The sequence below is a fragment of the Mycobacterium adipatum genome (assembly GCF_001644575.1).
Lineage (GTDB): Bacteria > Actinomycetota > Actinomycetes > Mycobacteriales > Mycobacteriaceae > Mycobacterium > Mycobacterium adipatum.
Window position 1 is genome coordinate 1,746,235 of record NZ_CP015596.1, and the last position, 13,352, is coordinate 1,759,586.

Here is a 13,352-nt window from a genome sequence, read left to right on the forward strand (position 1 = left end):
GCGGTCAGTGCCCGCGCCATCTCGATGCACGGTCCGTGGGGGCCGGTCTACGGCCCCATCGACCTGGACGTCGACGCCGGCGGCGTGACCGCGCTGATCCACCCGGCCGGGACCGGACGCACCGCGCTGTTGATGACGTTGGCCGGGCGGATGCGGCCACTGTCGGGCACCGTGACGGTGTTCGGTCACAGCGATGCCCGCAAGATCTTGCGGGTGTCGGCGCTGGCCAATATCGACGCACTGGACAAGATCGACCAATCGGTCACGGTGCGCGACCTCATCACCGAGCAGTTGCGTTGGGACGCACCGTGGTACCGGTTCATCGGGCAGGCCTCCCAGACCGAGCTGGCCGATATCTGCGGCAGCACCTTCGGTGATGTTCCGCTGCCCGGCCTGACCGCATACTTCGACCAGATCGGCGAGCTCGCGCAGGTGTTGTTGCGGATTGCCCTGGCCAACACCGGCACCCCGCCGCTGTTGGTGGTCGGCGACCTGGACGGCATCACCGACGACCGCAACCGTGCCGTGGTGCTGGAACGCCTCATCGCGCTGGGGGAGAACCAGACGGTGATCACCGCATCCGCCAACCCCGTTCCCGCAGCCCGTGCGCAGATCACAATGGAGAGTGAGTAGCCATGCTTGCCGGAATGTCGCTGGGCACCGACCTCAAACGGTTCTCGCGGGGCGCGATGCCGCGCATCGCGCTGGTCACCGTGGTGCTGATGCCATTGTTGTACGGCGCCATGTATCTGTGGGCGTTCTGGAACCCGTTCGATGCGGTGAACAAGGTGCCGGTCGCTCTGGTCAACGAGGACACCGGCACCGTGGTCGACGGTAAGAAACTCGACGCCGGCGCCCAGGTCGCCGACGCCCTGCTGAATTCCGGTCAGCTGCAACTGCATGAGGTCTCGGCCACCGAGGCCGCCGACGGGGTGAGCAGCGGCAAGTACTACTTCTCGGTGACGCTGCCGCGGGACTTCAGCGCCGATATCGCCTCCCCGTCGGGGAACGCCCCGCAGCAGGCGCGGATCGACTTCACCTTCAACGATGCCAACAACTATCTCGGATCGATCATCGGTCAGAACGCCGCCCGTGAGGTGATCAACCAGGTCAACGCGAGCATCGGGCAGCGCACCCTGGAGACCGTGCTGACCGGGCTGACCGACGCCGGTGACGGCCTGGTGAAGGCCGCCGACGGTGCCCAGCAGTTGGCCGCCGGTAACGCGCAGGCCAACGACGGGGCTCAGCGGTTGGCCTCGGGCGCAGGCGAACTGACCGCCGGGCTGGCGGTCGCGCGGGACGGTTCTGCGCAGCTGATGGCCGGCACCCGCCAGCTGGCCACCCGGGTGGACTCCGCGACGGGCCCGCTGCTGGAGATGCTGGATCGGGTGAGTGGGCTGCAGCTCAATCCCGACGAGGTCGGTCAGCTGGCGCAGCGGCTCAGCTCGGCGGTGCGCTCCACCACCGACCGGGTGGCCGCGCTCAACGTCGATCAGGCCCAGGCCGCCGCCATCGTCGATCAGGCTCTCGCTCTGCTGCAGACGAACCCGGACCCGACCGTGCGCCATGCCGGCGACGTGCTGGCCGGGGCGCAGCGCCTGCTGCGGGCCAACGGTATCGACCCGGCCACCGACGACGGTTTGATTCGGTTGCGGGACAGTGCGTCCCGGCTCGAAGGTGAACTCGGTGACCCGAACAGCAAGCTGCGGGTGTTCATCACCCGGGCGCTGGACGGTGGCCTGCGCGATGACGTCGCCGCCCTCAAGGACGGCGTGGACCGGCTCGACACCGGCGCGCACCAACTCAACAGCGGCCTGGTGCAACTGGCCCGCGGCGGCGGCCAGTTGTCCTCGGGGGCAACACAGCTCGCCGACGGCACACAGCAACTTGCCGACGGCAGCGCGGAACTGGCCAGCAAGCTCAAGGAGGGCTCGGCGCAGGTCCCGTCGTGGACGCCGCAGCAGCGTACCGAGGTGGCCCGCACCCTGGCCGCTCCCGTCAGCCTGGAACTCACCACCGACAACCCGGCCCCCACATTCGGTACCGGATTCGCCCCGTTCTTCCTGCCGCTGGCGCTGTTCATCGGTGCGCTCATCATCTGGATGTTGTTGAAACCGGTGCAGTCCCGCCCGATCGTGTACGGGCTCGGCGCGCTGCGGGTGGTGCTGGCATCGTATTGGCCCGCGCTGTTGATCGTCGTCTGCCAGGTCGCGGTGATGTACCTGGTGGTGCACTTCGGCGTCGGCCTGCAAGCCAAGTATCCGCTGGCCACCGTGGCGCTGCTACTGCTGATCGGCGCGACGTTCCTGGCCATCATCCAGGCCTTCAACGCGCTGTTCGGTGTGTCGGTGGGCAGGGTGGTCACGCTGGCATTCCTGATGCTGCAGCTGGTGTCCGCCGGCGGTATCTACCCGGTCGAGACGACGGCCAAGCCCTTCCAGATTCTGCACCCGTTCGATCCGATGACCTACGCCGTCAACGGGTTACGGCAGACCATCGCCGGAGGTGTGGATTCCCGGCTGTGGATCGCGATCGCGGTGCTCACCGGTCTGTTGGTGGCGGCGCTGGCGGCCAGTTCCTGGGCGGCGCGGCGCGACCGGCAGTACACGATGGAACGGCTGAACCCGCCGATCGAGGTCTGAGTCAGCGGCGCGACACCGCGAGCGAGCCCGGGCCGATGGCGACCAGCAACAGGAAGATGAAGCAGTAGAGCACCGCGGTCTCGCCGCCGTTGTCGATGGGCCAGAACGCGTCCGGGAAGTGCCGCCAGAAGTAGGCGACCGCCATCATGCCGGCCGCGATGAACGCGGCCGAACGGGCCAGCAGACCGATCGCGATGAGCAGACCGAGCACGATCTCGAGCGCTCCGGCCCACCACATCGGCCAGGCACCGAACGCCGCGACGGTGCCGCTGGGGAAGCCGAACAGTTTCGCCGTTCCGTGCATCGCGAACATGAGCCCGACGACCATCCGGAACACTCCGAGGGCGATGTCGGCATCGGGTATCGGGCGGGTGCCGCGTCCCGACGTGCTGCGTGCGGCGCGGTCCGTGGAGGTGGACATGGTGGTCGGCCCTTTCGGTGGCTGCGCGGACGGGATGTCCGGTGCGTCTGGGTGCCAAGTCTTCTGGCCGGACGGGCGCCGGCGGGCACACTCATAGACGATTCAAATGTTGTTGCCGCTGCTTCGGCGGCCGCCGACGGCGACAATGGTCCGGTGATGTCCACACCGGCCGAAGACCGGCGGCCCCGCCGAGCCATCCTCGGCCAGTTGCCGCGGATGTACCGCGCCGACGGTTCACCGATCCGGGTGCTGCTCGTCGATGACGAACGCGCGCTGACCAATCTGGTGCGGATGGCCCTGCAGTACGAGGGTTGGGAGATCGACGTCGCCCATGATGCGGCCGAGGCCGTCGCCAAATACCGCGCCGCCACCCCCGATCTGCTGGTGCTCGACATCATGCTGCCCGATACCGACGGCCTCGGTGTGCTCGCCCAGATCCGTGATTCGGGTCCCTACACACCGACGCTGTTTCTCACGGCGCGGGATTCGGTGGCCGACCGGGTCACCGGGCTGACCGCCGGCGGCGACGATTACATGACCAAACCGTTCTCACTCGAAGAGTTGGTGGCCCGGCTGCGCGGACTGCTGCGCCGTACCGCCTATCTGACGCCGGCCGAGGACGAATCGCTGGTCGTCGGGGACCTCGCCCTGGATGTGCCCAGCCGTGCGGTCACTCGCGGCGGCGAGCCGGTCGCACTGACCTCCACCGAGTTCGACCTGCTCCGGTTCATGATGCGCAACCCGCGACGTGCCTTGAGCCGCAACGAGATACTGCAACACGTGTGGGATTACGACTTCGGTGGTCGGACCAGCATCGTGGATCTGTACGTGTCGTATCTACGCAAGAAGCTCGACACCGACCGCGAACCGATGATCCACACCGTGCGCGGTGTCGGTTACCTGCTGCGCGCCGCGCCGTGAGCCGCCGATCGCCGGTTCACAGCCCGATGCGCCGGTAACGGTGCAGCCGGGTGCCGACCCGTTCGATATCGGACATGGCGCGCAGCCGGTGCAGCTCGCCGGCGATGGTCGCCGAGAGGCGCGCCGTGAATGCCTTTGGCTCGTCCGCCGCGTCGGGTTGTTCGGCGACGATGACATCGACGATTCCGTTACGCAACAGGTCGGCCGATCGGATGCCTTGGGCCGCAGACAGTTCCGGTGCGTGGTCGGTATCGCGGAAGACGATGGCGCTGGCGCCCTCGGGTGGCAGTGGCGCCAGCCAGCCGTGCTGGGCGGCCAGTACCCGATCGGCGGGCACCATCGCCAGCGCGGGCCCGCCGCTGCCCTGGCCGAGCAGGATGGACACCGTCGGCACCGGCACGGTCACCAATTCGGCCAGGCAGCGCGCGATCTCACCGGCGAGGCCGTCCTGCTCGGCGTCGGCCGAGAGTGCCGGGCCGGCGGTATCGATGAAGGACACCAGCGGTAACCGCAGACCGGCGGCCAGCGCCATCCCGCGGCGCGCCGCGCGCAGCGCCTCCGGGCCCAGCATGCCGAGGCGGCGCTGGCCGAGTACCACCGCCGGTTGACCGCCGAACCGGGCCAGCGCCAGCAGCGTCTGACCGGAAGTCGTGTCCTGCTCGGTGTCCGGGTCGCGCCGCTCCGGGCCGCCGGAAGCCGAGAGCACCACCGGGTCCGTCGCCCCGTGCCGCAGCACGTACTCGGCGCCGGGGCGATCGGGCCGCCGCGACGCCAGCACGGAATCCCAGGCCGGGATGTCGGCAATGGCGGCCGGCTGCGGAGCCGGTGGTGGTGGGCCGGGCGGATCGAGGATCACCGCCAGCGTCCGGTCGAGCACCGAACGCAGCGCCTCCGGGGGCACCACGCCGTCGATGACGCCGTGCCGGTACAGGTTCTCGGCGGTCTGCACGTCCGGCGGGAACTTCTCGCCGTAGAGCTGCTCGTACACCCGGGGGCCCAGGAAGCCGATCAGCGCGCCCGGTTCGGCGGCGGTCACGTGCCCGAGCGACCCCCAGGACGCGAAGACCCCGCCGGTGGTGGGGTGACGCAGATACACGATGTAGGGCAGGTGTTCGCGCTTGTGCAACTCGACGGCGGCCGCGATCTTCACCATCTGCAGGAAGGCGACGGTGCCCTCCTGCATGCGTGTACCGCCGGACGCGGGGGAGGCCAGCAATGGCAGCCGCTCGGCGGTCGCACGGGTGATCGCCGCGGTGATCCGCTCCGCCGCAGCCACCCCGATCGAACCGGCAAGGAAGTCGAACTCGCAGGCCAGCACCGCCACCCGCCGGCCGTGCACGGTGCCCTCACCGGTCAGCACCGACTCGTCCAGGCCCGACTTCTCGGCGGCGGCACGTAGCTCCGCGCGGTAGGCGTCGGACCGGGCCACCTGCAGCGGGGCGCTGTCCCAGCTGCGGAAGGAACCCTCGTCCAGGACGGCATCACGTAGTGCCAGCGCGCTGCTCACACGAGAAGGCTAATAGGCTGGGGTTCATGATTGGTGTGACCCGTGACGGCAACGTCCTCACTCTGGAAATGCAACGCCCCGAGCGCCGCAACGCCCTCAACGCCGCCCTCGTCGACGGCCTGCGGGAAGAGATCGAGAAGGCCAGCCAGAATTCCGCGACCTCCGGGGTTCGCGCCATCGTGCTCACCGGGCAGGGATCGGTGTTCAGCGCCGGCGCGGACCTCTCCGACGCCGAAGGCGTGGCCAAGGATCTCCCGGAGCGGGCCAAGCAGCTGAACCTGGCCATCGACGCCAGCCCGGTACCGATCATCGCGGCGTTGAACGGCCCGGCGATCGGGGCCGGAGTCATCTTGGCGATGATCTGCGATCTGCGGGTCGCGGCGCCGGGGACCTACTTTCAGTTCCCGATCGCCAAGTACGGGCTGGCGCTCGACAACTGGTCGATCCGACGGCTGGTCTCGCTGGTCGGGCACGGCCGGGCCCGCGGGATGTTGATCGCCGCCGAGCGGCTCGACCTCGACACTGCGGTACAGACCGGCATGGTCAACCGGGTCGGCACCCTCGCCGACACCCAGGCCTGGGCCGCCGAGATCGCCGGGTTCGCCCCGCTGTCGGTCGCGCACTCCAAGCGGGTCCTCAACGATGACGGCGCCTACGAGGAGCCCTGGCCGGCGCACAAGGCGGGCTTCGACAAGGCCTGGGCCAGCCCGGACGTGATCGAGGCCCAGGTCGCCCGGATCGAGAAGCGTCCTCCGAACTTCCTCGGCGCCTGATGTTCGCGCAGGCGGCCCGGTTGCTGGGCGGAACCACTGCCGTGGTTGCCGGTGGCTGGGTGCTGCGCGCGGTGCAGGGCGCGCCGTCGGCGCTCGGTGCCGCCGATATCGGCCCGCACGCCAAGAAGTCGCCGAACTACGACAAGGGCGTGTTCGTCAACCGCGAACCGGCCTCGGCCGCCCAGCTCACCAGAGCCGATCAGTTCGCCCTGGTGCGTGACCTGGTCACCGGTGGGCAGCGTCAGCGCCCTCCCCAGGAGATCCCGCTGGTGCGGCCCACGGTCGACGCCCCGCCCGCCGATCTCGCCGTCACCTGGTACGGGCATTCCTCGGCGCTCATCGAGGTCGACGGCTACCGGGTGCTGGCCGACCCGGTCTGGAGCCAGCGGTGCTCCCCGTCGCGGGTCATCGGACCGCAGCGCCTGCATCCGGTGCCCGCGCACCTCGACGAACTGCCCGCGATCGACGCCGTGATCATCAGTCACGACCACTACGACCATCTCGACATCCACACCATCAAGACACTGGCCCGCAGTCAGCGCGCCACGTTCTACGTCCCGCTCGGAATCGGCGCACACCTGCTCACCTGGGGTCTGCCGCCGGAACGGATCGTCGAGCTGGACTGGGACGAGAGTGCCGAACTGGGATCGCTGCGCCTGGTGTGCACGCCGGCGCGGCATTTCTCCGGCCGCTTCCTGACCCGCAACGTGACGCTATGGTCGTCCTGGGCGGTGATCGGACCGCGCCACCGGGTGTTCTTCGGCGGTGACACCGGCTACACGGCCGGCTTCACCGGCATCGGCGACACCTGGGGGCCGTTCGACCTCACCCTCATGCCGATCGGCGCCTATCACCCCGGCTGGCCGGATATCCACATGAACCCGGAGGAGGCGGTGCGCGCCCACCGCGATGTCACCGACACCGGGCTGCTGGTGCCGATCCACTGGGCGACGTTCCGGTTGGCGCCGCACCCCTGGTCGGAGCCCGTGGAGCGGATGTTGCGCGCGGCCGCCGCCGAGGGGGTGGCGGTGGCGACGCCGAGGCCGGGCCAGCTGGTCAGCTCGGCCGTGAACGACGCATGGTGGCGGGACTGACCCGATAGCGTGGTCGGGGTGAGACTGATCTTGAGCATCGCCGCGTCCGCCGTGCTGGTGGCCGGGTGCGGAGCCCCGAATACGGCGCAACCCAGTCAGGGAACACCGGCGCCGGTGGCATCCCCGTCGGCGCCGGTGCCGCCACCACTGGTGCCCGCGATGCCGTTGCCGGACAACGCGGTCGAGAACGCGGTGTCCAAGCTGGACGGCCTGGCCGCAGAACTGCTGCGGGAGTCCGGTGTTCCGGGGCTGGCGGTGGCCGTCGTGCATGGCGGAAAGACGGTGTACGCAAAGGGTTTCGGTGTCCGCGATGTGCGCTCCCAGGAGCCGGTGGACCCGGATACGGTCTTTCAACTCGCCTCGTTGTCCAAACCGCTGAGCGCCACCGTGGTCGCCCGGCAGGTCGACGACCAGACCGTCGGCTGGGACACCCCCGTGGTCGACGAACTGCCGTGGTTCGCGTTGTCGGACCCGGGCGTCACCGCGATGCTCACCGTCGGCGACCTGTTCTCGCACCGCTCCGGGCTGCCCGACCATGCCGGGGACAAACTGGAGGACATCGGATACGACCGCCGTGCCGTGCTCGAACGGCTGCGCCAGCTGCCGCTGGACCCGTTTCGGATCTCCTACGCGTACACCAACTTCGGGCTGACCGCGGCCGCCGAGGCGGTGTCGGTCGCCGCCGGCCTGCCGTGGGAGCGGCTGGCACAGGAGTCGCTGTTCGGTCCGCTCGGGATGAACTCGACCAGCTACCGCTTCGCCGATTACGAGACCCGATCCAACCGGGCCGTCGGGCACATTCGGGTGGGTCCGCGGGACTATCAGCCGCGCTACGTCCGCAATGCCGATCCGCAGGCACCCGCGGGCGGCGCGAGCTCGTCGGTCAACGATATGACGCGCTGGATGTCGATGGTGTTGGCCGAGGGGAAACTCGACGACCGCCAACTCATCGATGCCGCCGCGCTGCTACCCGCGCTCACCCCGCAGGTGGTCTCCAGCAGGGGTGCCGAACCCGCGATGCGGTCGGGTTTCTACGGCTACGGATTCAACGTGGGCACCACCTCGGCGGCCCGCACCGAACTGAGCCACTCCGGTGCCTTCGAGCTCGGCGCCGGAACCAACGTGGCGATGCTGCCCTCGGCCGATGTCGGGATCGTCGCCCTGACCAACGGCACGATGTCGGGTGTGCCGGAGGCGCTGACCGCCCAGTTCGCGGATCTGGTGCAGTTCGGCGAGGTCCGGGAACCCTGGTATGAGCTGTACAGTTCCAAGCTGCTGCCGATGGGTGACCCGGTCGGATCGCTTGTCGGCGCGCCGCCGCTCGCCGATCCCGATCCGGCACAACCCCTGTCGAGTTATGTGGGCTCCTACCGCAACGACTTCTGGGGTCCCGCGGTGGTGTCCGAGCGGGACGGCAAGCTGGTGCTCGCGCTCGGGCCGCGTGGGGATTCCTTCGAACTGGCTCACCGCGACGGCAACGTGTTCACCTTCACGCTGGTCACCGAGAATGCGCCGCCGGGCACGATCTCCAAGGCCACCTTCGACGGTCCGAAGCTCACCCTCGAGTATTTCGATGAGGCGGTATTCATCAAGTGACAACCATGATCACCGGTCTGAGCGATGCCGAAGTCGCCCAGCGAGTGGCCGCCGGCCAGACCAACGACGTGCCGACGCGGGCGGCGCGCAGCGTCTCGGAAATCGTGCGCGCCAACGTATTCACCCGCATCAATGCGATCCTCGGTGTGCTGTTCGCGATCGTGGTGGCCACCGGTTCGGTGATCAACGGGCTGTTCGGGCTGCTGATCGTCGCCAACAGCGCGATCGGCATCATCCAGGAGCTGCGCGCCAAGCAGACACTGGACAAGCTGGCCATCGTCGGGCAAGCCAAACCCATGGTGCGCAGACAGTCCGGGACGCGGGCCCTGGCGCCCAGTGCGGTGGTGCTCGGCGATGTCATCGAGGTGGGTCCTGGCGACCAGATCACCGTCGACGGGGAAGTGTTGGAGGAGAACAACCTCGAGGTCGACGAGTCGCTGCTGACCGGTGAGGCCGACCCGTTGGCCAAAGACCCCGGGGACATGGTGATGTCGGGCAGTTTCGTGGTCGCCGGCTCCGGTGCCTACCGGGCCACCAAGGTCGGACGGGAGGCCTACGCCGCTCAGCTGGCGGAGGAGGCCAGCAAGTTCACCCTCGTGAAATCCGAACTGCGCAGCGGTATCAACAAGATCCTGCAGTTCATCACCTATCTGCTGCTGCCCGCCGGTGCACTGATCATCTACACCCAACTGTTCACCACCGACGCCGGCTGGAGGGAATCGGTGCTGCGGATGGTCGGGGCGCTGGTGCCGATGGTGCCCGAGGGCCTGGTGCTCATGACGTCCATCGCCTTCGCCGTCGGGGTGGTGCGGCTGGGCCGGCGACAGTGCCTGGTGCAGGAGCTGCCGGCCATCGAGGGCCTGGCGCGCGTCGACGTGGTGTGCGCCGACAAGACCGGCACGCTCACCGAGAACGGGATGCGGCTGTCGCAGGTGAAGACCTTCGGGACCTCGGATGCCGCAACGGTGCTGGCCCAGCTGGCCGCCGACGACCCCCGGCCCAACGCCAGCATGGCCGCCATCGCCGAGGCCTATGGCACCGCGCCGGGCTGGACGGCCACCGCCAGTGCCCCGTTCAAATCCGCCACCAAATGGAGCGGCACCTCCTATGGCGAGCACGGTAACTGGGTGATCGGCGCCCCCGACGTGCTCTTGGCGCCGGCCTCACCGGAGGCCGAGCAGGCCGAGGAGATCGGCGCCCAGGGCTTGCGGGTGCTGCTGCTGGGATCGTCGGACCGCAGCGTCGACGACGCGGCCGCTCCCGGCACCGTCACCCCCGTCGCGCTCGTCGTCCTGGAACAACGCGTGCGCCCCGACGCCCGGGACACCCTTGAATACTTTGCCTCCCAACAGGTCACCGTCAAGGTGATCTCCGGTGACAACGCCAGATCGGTGGGCGCGGTGGCCGGCACGCTGGGTCTGCACGGCGAAACCCTGGACGCCCGACGGCTGCCCGAGCAGGCCGAGGAGCTCGCCGGTGCGGTCGAGGAGTACACCACCTTCGGCCGGGTCCGCCCGGACCAGAAGCGCGCCATGGTGCACGCCTTGCAGTCCCGCGGGCACACCGTGGCGATGACCGGTGACGGCGTCAACGACGTGCTGGCGCTCAAGGACGCCGATATCGGCGTGGCGATGGGCTCGGGGAGCTCGGCATCGCGTGCGGTGGCGCAGATCGTGCTGCTGGACAACAAGTTCGCCACGCTGCCCTACGTCGTGGGCGAGGGCCGCCGGGTGATCGGCAATATCGAGCGGGTCTCGAACCTGTTCCTCACCAAGACGGTGTACTCGGTGCTGCTGGCCGCGCTCGTCGGCATCGGCGGACTGTCGGCCGACCTGTTCGGGGGCGACCCGCTGCTGTATCCGTTCCAGCCGATCCACGTCACCATCGCGGCGTGGTTCACCATCGGCATCCCGGCGTTCATCCTGTCGCTGGCGCCGAACTCGGAACGGGCCCGGCCCGGGTTCGTGCGCCGGGTGATGACCTCGGCGCTGCCGGCCGGTGTGATCGTCGGCGTGAGCACCTTCGTGTCCTACCTGCTGGCCTACGAGGGGCGCGGCGCGACGGCCGAGCAACAGACCCAGGCCTCGACGACGGCGCTGATCACGCTGCTCGTCGGCTCGGTGTGGGTGCTGGCCGTGGTGGCCCGGCCCTATGAATGGTGGCGGGTCGCGTTGGTGGCGGTGTCCGGGCTGGCCTATGTGGTCATCTTCTCCATCCCGCTGGCCCAGCGGACGTTTCTGCTCGACCCGTCCAACCTCGCGCTGACCTCGATGGCCCTGGGGATCGGGGTGGTGGCGGCGGTGAGCATCGAGGTCGCCTGGTGGGTGGAGGGTCGCTGGGCGGGCGAACCGCGGCGGTTGTGGCGCTAGGGTTGTGTCATGAGTTTCTTGGACAAGATCAAGGGCCTGGTGGCGAAGAACGCCGACAAGGTCGACACGGTCATCGACAAGGCCGGTGACCTGGTCGACAAGAAAACCCAGGGCAAATACGCCGAGCATGTGGACAAGGTCCAGGACGCCGCGAAGAAGGCGGCCCGCGAACAGGCCGGCACCCCGCCACCACCGGTGCCGCCCACCCAGCAGTCCGGACAGCCGCCGGCCGCCCCTCCCGCGCCGTAGATGGCCAAGCTCTCCGTCTCCGTCGACGTCCCCCTGTCGCCGGAGCAGGCCTGGGAGTCGGCATCGGATCTCGCGCGGTTCAAGGAGTGGCTGAGCATCCACAAGATGTGGCGCTCCGCGCTGCCCGAGGAGCTGGGTAAGGGCACCGAGATCGAATCGATCGTCGAGGTCAAGGGCATGCTCAACCGCGTGCGCTGGACGGTCGTGAACTACAAGCCGCCGGAGTCGATGACACTCAACGGCAACGGTGTCGGCGGGGTGAAGATCAAGCTCATCGCCCGGGTCAAGCCCGTGGTCGAGGGTGCCGCCGTGCAACTGGACATCCACCTGGGCGGGCCCGCGCTGTTCGGCCCGATCGGCATGGTGGTCGCCGGTGCGTTGAAGAGCGACATCCGCCAGTCGCTGGACCAGTTCAAGGCGGTGTACTCCTAGTTGGATGCCGCCGAAATGCGCGCAATGGTTGCTGTCGCCTAGCCGATTGCGACCATTGCGCGGGTTTCGGCGCGGTGCGCGATGAGTTTTCGGGGGCACCCGAGTCGGTACCGGCATGACAACCTCACACCCGCTTGGCGCCCCGTGCTGGATCGACCTGTCCACCTCCGATCTCGACCGTGCCCGACAGTTCTATGGCACGGTCTTCGGCTGGACCTTCGAGTCGGGCGGACCCGAGTACGGCGGCTACGTCAGCGCCTTCGTCGACGGCGCCCTGGTCGCCGGACTGATGGCCAATGATCCGCAGTGGAACATGCCCGACGGTTGGAGCACCTACCTGCACACCGCCGACGCGGACGCCACCATCGCGGCGATGACCGCCGGGGGCGGATTCAGCTGTGGCGGCGCCATGGATATCCCGGCCAAGGGCCGGATGGCGATGGTCGCCGACCCGACCGGCGGCCTGATCGGATTGTGGCAGCCCACCGAACATCTGGGTTTCCAGGCCGCCGGTGTGGCGGGCTCGCCGGTCTGGCATCAGTTGACCACCCGGGACTTCGCCGCCACCCTGGACTTCTACCGCGCGGCGTTCGGCTGGCAGACCCAGGTCGAGGCCGATTCCGATGAATTCCGCTACAGCACTGTGCTGTTCGACGGCGAACAGCGGATCGGTGTGATGGACGGTGGCGCGTTCATGGCCGCCGACGCTCCGTCGGTCTGGACGTTCTTCCTGGGTGCCGACGATGTCGACAAGACCGTGGAACTGATCGTCGACAACGGCGGCAGCATCGTCCGGCCGGCCGAGGACACCCCCTACGGCCGGCTGGCCGCGGTGGCCGACCCGACCGGCGCCGGATTCAACCTGTCCTCGTTGCAGCCCTAACCGGCGCCCAGCGCGAAGTCGGCGAAGTCGAATCCCGGTACCACCACACAACTGACCAGCGTGGGCTCCTGATCGCGCGGCATCGCCCGCTGCCAATGCCCGGGCGGCACGATCCACTGCGGCTGCTCGCCGGCGGCGATATCGGGCCCGAGCACCACGGTGTCCGCCGAAGCCTGCTCCCGGCCGACCTCCAGCAGCAGGGGGCTGCCGCGGTGATGCAACCACAGCTCGGCGCTGCGCACGGTGTGCCAGGCCGACTGCTGGCCGGGCATCAGCAGGAACAGGATCGCCGTCCCGGCCCGGCGCGGCCCGGTGTAGTCCGACGGCAGGGCCGACTGGGGAATGGTCAGCTCACTGCGCCAGGTTTCGCGATACCAGCCCCCCTCGGGGTGCGGGGATAGCTCGAGCTGGCGGGCCCAATCGGGTAGTTCCGTCATGGGGATCCAGGGTACGCAGGGTGACCCG

The 13,352-nt window shown here is 68.9% G+C and carries 13 protein-coding genes; 10 read left to right on the plus strand and 3 right to left on the minus strand.

Translation table 11 applies throughout. The features are described 5' to 3' along the window. Window positions 1–24 precede the first annotated feature (24 nt). Window positions 25–633 (plus strand): ATP-binding cassette domain-containing protein, encoded by a 609-nt coding sequence (locus A7U43_RS08345; protein WP_068002186.1) that lies wholly within the window; start codon window positions 25–27, stop codon window positions 631–633. 2 nt (window positions 634–635) lie between these two features. Further along, a complete protein-coding gene (locus tag A7U43_RS08350; RefSeq protein WP_067993407.1) occupies window positions 636–2,642 on the plus strand; it encodes a YhgE/Pip domain-containing protein in 2,007 nt (668 codons plus the stop codon). Window position 2,643: 1 nt separating this feature from the next. Here A7U43_RS08350 and A7U43_RS08355 read toward each other — a convergent pair whose 3' ends face one another. Next, window positions 2,644–3,063 (minus strand): DoxX family protein, encoded by a 420-nt coding sequence (locus tag A7U43_RS08355; protein ID WP_082902052.1) that lies wholly within the window; start codon window positions 3,061–3,063, stop codon window positions 2,644–2,646. A 156-nt stretch (window positions 3,064–3,219) separates the two neighbouring features. Here A7U43_RS08355 and A7U43_RS08360 point away from each other — a divergent pair, with 156 nt between their 5' ends. Beyond that, the gene (locus tag A7U43_RS08360; RefSeq protein WP_067993410.1) at window positions 3,220–3,984 is read left to right on the plus strand and encodes a response regulator transcription factor; all 765 of its coding nucleotides are present in this window, start codon (window positions 3,220–3,222) and stop codon (window positions 3,982–3,984) included. 16 nt (window positions 3,985–4,000) lie between these two features. Here A7U43_RS08360 and A7U43_RS08365 read toward each other — a convergent pair whose 3' ends face one another. Then, window positions 4,001–5,491, minus strand: a complete 1,491-nt coding sequence (locus A7U43_RS08365) for a carboxyl transferase domain-containing protein (protein ID WP_067993413.1) — start codon at window positions 5,489–5,491, stop codon at window positions 4,001–4,003. Between the two features lie 26 nt (window positions 5,492–5,517). On the opposite strand from A7U43_RS08365, the gene A7U43_RS08370 reads away from it, so the two are divergent. The 7 genes from A7U43_RS08370 (at window position 5,518) to A7U43_RS08400 (ending at window position 12,887) form a co-directional block, all read left to right on the plus strand. Then, window positions 5,518–6,264, plus strand: a complete 747-nt coding sequence (locus tag A7U43_RS08370) for an enoyl-CoA hydratase (RefSeq protein WP_067993415.1) — start codon at window positions 5,518–5,520, stop codon at window positions 6,262–6,264. Further along, on the plus strand, window positions 6,264–7,358 hold the full coding sequence (locus A7U43_RS08375) for an MBL fold metallo-hydrolase (RefSeq protein ID WP_067993420.1): 1,095 nt from the start codon (window positions 6,264–6,266) through the stop codon (window positions 7,356–7,358). The genes A7U43_RS08370 and A7U43_RS08375 overlap by 1 nt, the downstream gene beginning before the upstream one ends. An 18-nt stretch (window positions 7,359–7,376) precedes the next feature. After that, window positions 7,377–8,954, plus strand: a complete 1,578-nt coding sequence (locus A7U43_RS08380; protein WP_082902392.1) for a serine hydrolase — start codon at window positions 7,377–7,379, stop codon at window positions 8,952–8,954. A gap of 5 nt (window positions 8,955–8,959) precedes the next feature. After that, the gene (locus A7U43_RS08385) at window positions 8,960–11,323 is read left to right on the plus strand and encodes a cation-translocating P-type ATPase (RefSeq protein WP_067993425.1); all 2,364 of its coding nucleotides are present in this window, start codon (window positions 8,960–8,962) and stop codon (window positions 11,321–11,323) included. Window positions 11,324–11,332: 9 nt separating this feature from the next. Then, the gene (locus A7U43_RS08390) at window positions 11,333–11,572 is read left to right on the plus strand and encodes an antitoxin (RefSeq protein ID WP_067993426.1); all 240 of its coding nucleotides are present in this window, start codon (window positions 11,333–11,335) and stop codon (window positions 11,570–11,572) included. Beyond that, window positions 11,573–12,004 (plus strand): type II toxin-antitoxin system Rv0910 family toxin, encoded by a 432-nt coding sequence (locus tag A7U43_RS08395; RefSeq protein ID WP_067993429.1) that lies wholly within the window; start codon window positions 11,573–11,575, stop codon window positions 12,002–12,004. It abuts the gene before it with no gap. 115 nt (window positions 12,005–12,119) lie between these two features. Then, a complete protein-coding gene (locus A7U43_RS08400) occupies window positions 12,120–12,887 on the plus strand; it encodes a VOC family protein (protein WP_067993432.1) in 768 nt (255 codons plus the stop codon). On the opposite strand, the gene A7U43_RS08405 is transcribed toward A7U43_RS08400, so the two are convergent. Next, entirely contained in the window at window positions 12,884–13,324 is a 441-nt protein-coding gene (locus A7U43_RS08405; protein WP_067993434.1) for a cupin domain-containing protein, read from the minus strand. The genes A7U43_RS08400 and A7U43_RS08405 overlap by 4 nt on opposite strands. Between the last annotated feature and the right edge of the window lie 28 nt (window positions 13,325–13,352).

Excerpts from the sequence above, each read along its gene's own strand:
- A7U43_RS08345 (WP_068002186.1), top strand. The coding sequence starts at position 25 with ATGCACGGTCCGTGGGGGCCGGTCTACGGCCCCATCGACCTGGACGTC.
- A7U43_RS08350 (WP_067993407.1), top strand. The coding sequence starts at position 636 with ATGCTTGCCGGAATGTCGCTGGGCACCGACCTCAAACGGTTCTCGCGG.
- A7U43_RS08355 (WP_082902052.1), bottom strand. The coding sequence starts at position 3,063 with ATGTCCACCTCCACGGACCGCGCCGCACGCAGCACGTCGGGACGCGGC.
- A7U43_RS08360 (WP_067993410.1), top strand. The coding sequence starts at position 3,220 with ATGTCCACACCGGCCGAAGACCGGCGGCCCCGCCGAGCCATCCTCGGC.
- A7U43_RS08370 (WP_067993415.1), top strand. The coding sequence starts at position 5,518 with ATGATTGGTGTGACCCGTGACGGCAACGTCCTCACTCTGGAAATGCAA.
- A7U43_RS08375 (WP_067993420.1), top strand. The coding sequence starts at position 6,264 with ATGTTCGCGCAGGCGGCCCGGTTGCTGGGCGGAACCACTGCCGTGGTT.
- A7U43_RS08385 (WP_067993425.1), top strand. The coding sequence starts at position 8,960 with ATGATCACCGGTCTGAGCGATGCCGAAGTCGCCCAGCGAGTGGCCGCC.
- A7U43_RS08390 (WP_067993426.1), top strand. The coding sequence starts at position 11,333 with ATGAGTTTCTTGGACAAGATCAAGGGCCTGGTGGCGAAGAACGCCGAC.
- A7U43_RS08395 (WP_067993429.1), top strand. The coding sequence starts at position 11,573 with ATGGCCAAGCTCTCCGTCTCCGTCGACGTCCCCCTGTCGCCGGAGCAG.
- A7U43_RS08400 (WP_067993432.1), top strand. The coding sequence starts at position 12,120 with ATGACAACCTCACACCCGCTTGGCGCCCCGTGCTGGATCGACCTGTCC.
- A7U43_RS08405 (WP_067993434.1), bottom strand. The coding sequence starts at position 13,324 with ATGACGGAACTACCCGATTGGGCCCGCCAGCTCGAGCTATCCCCGCAC.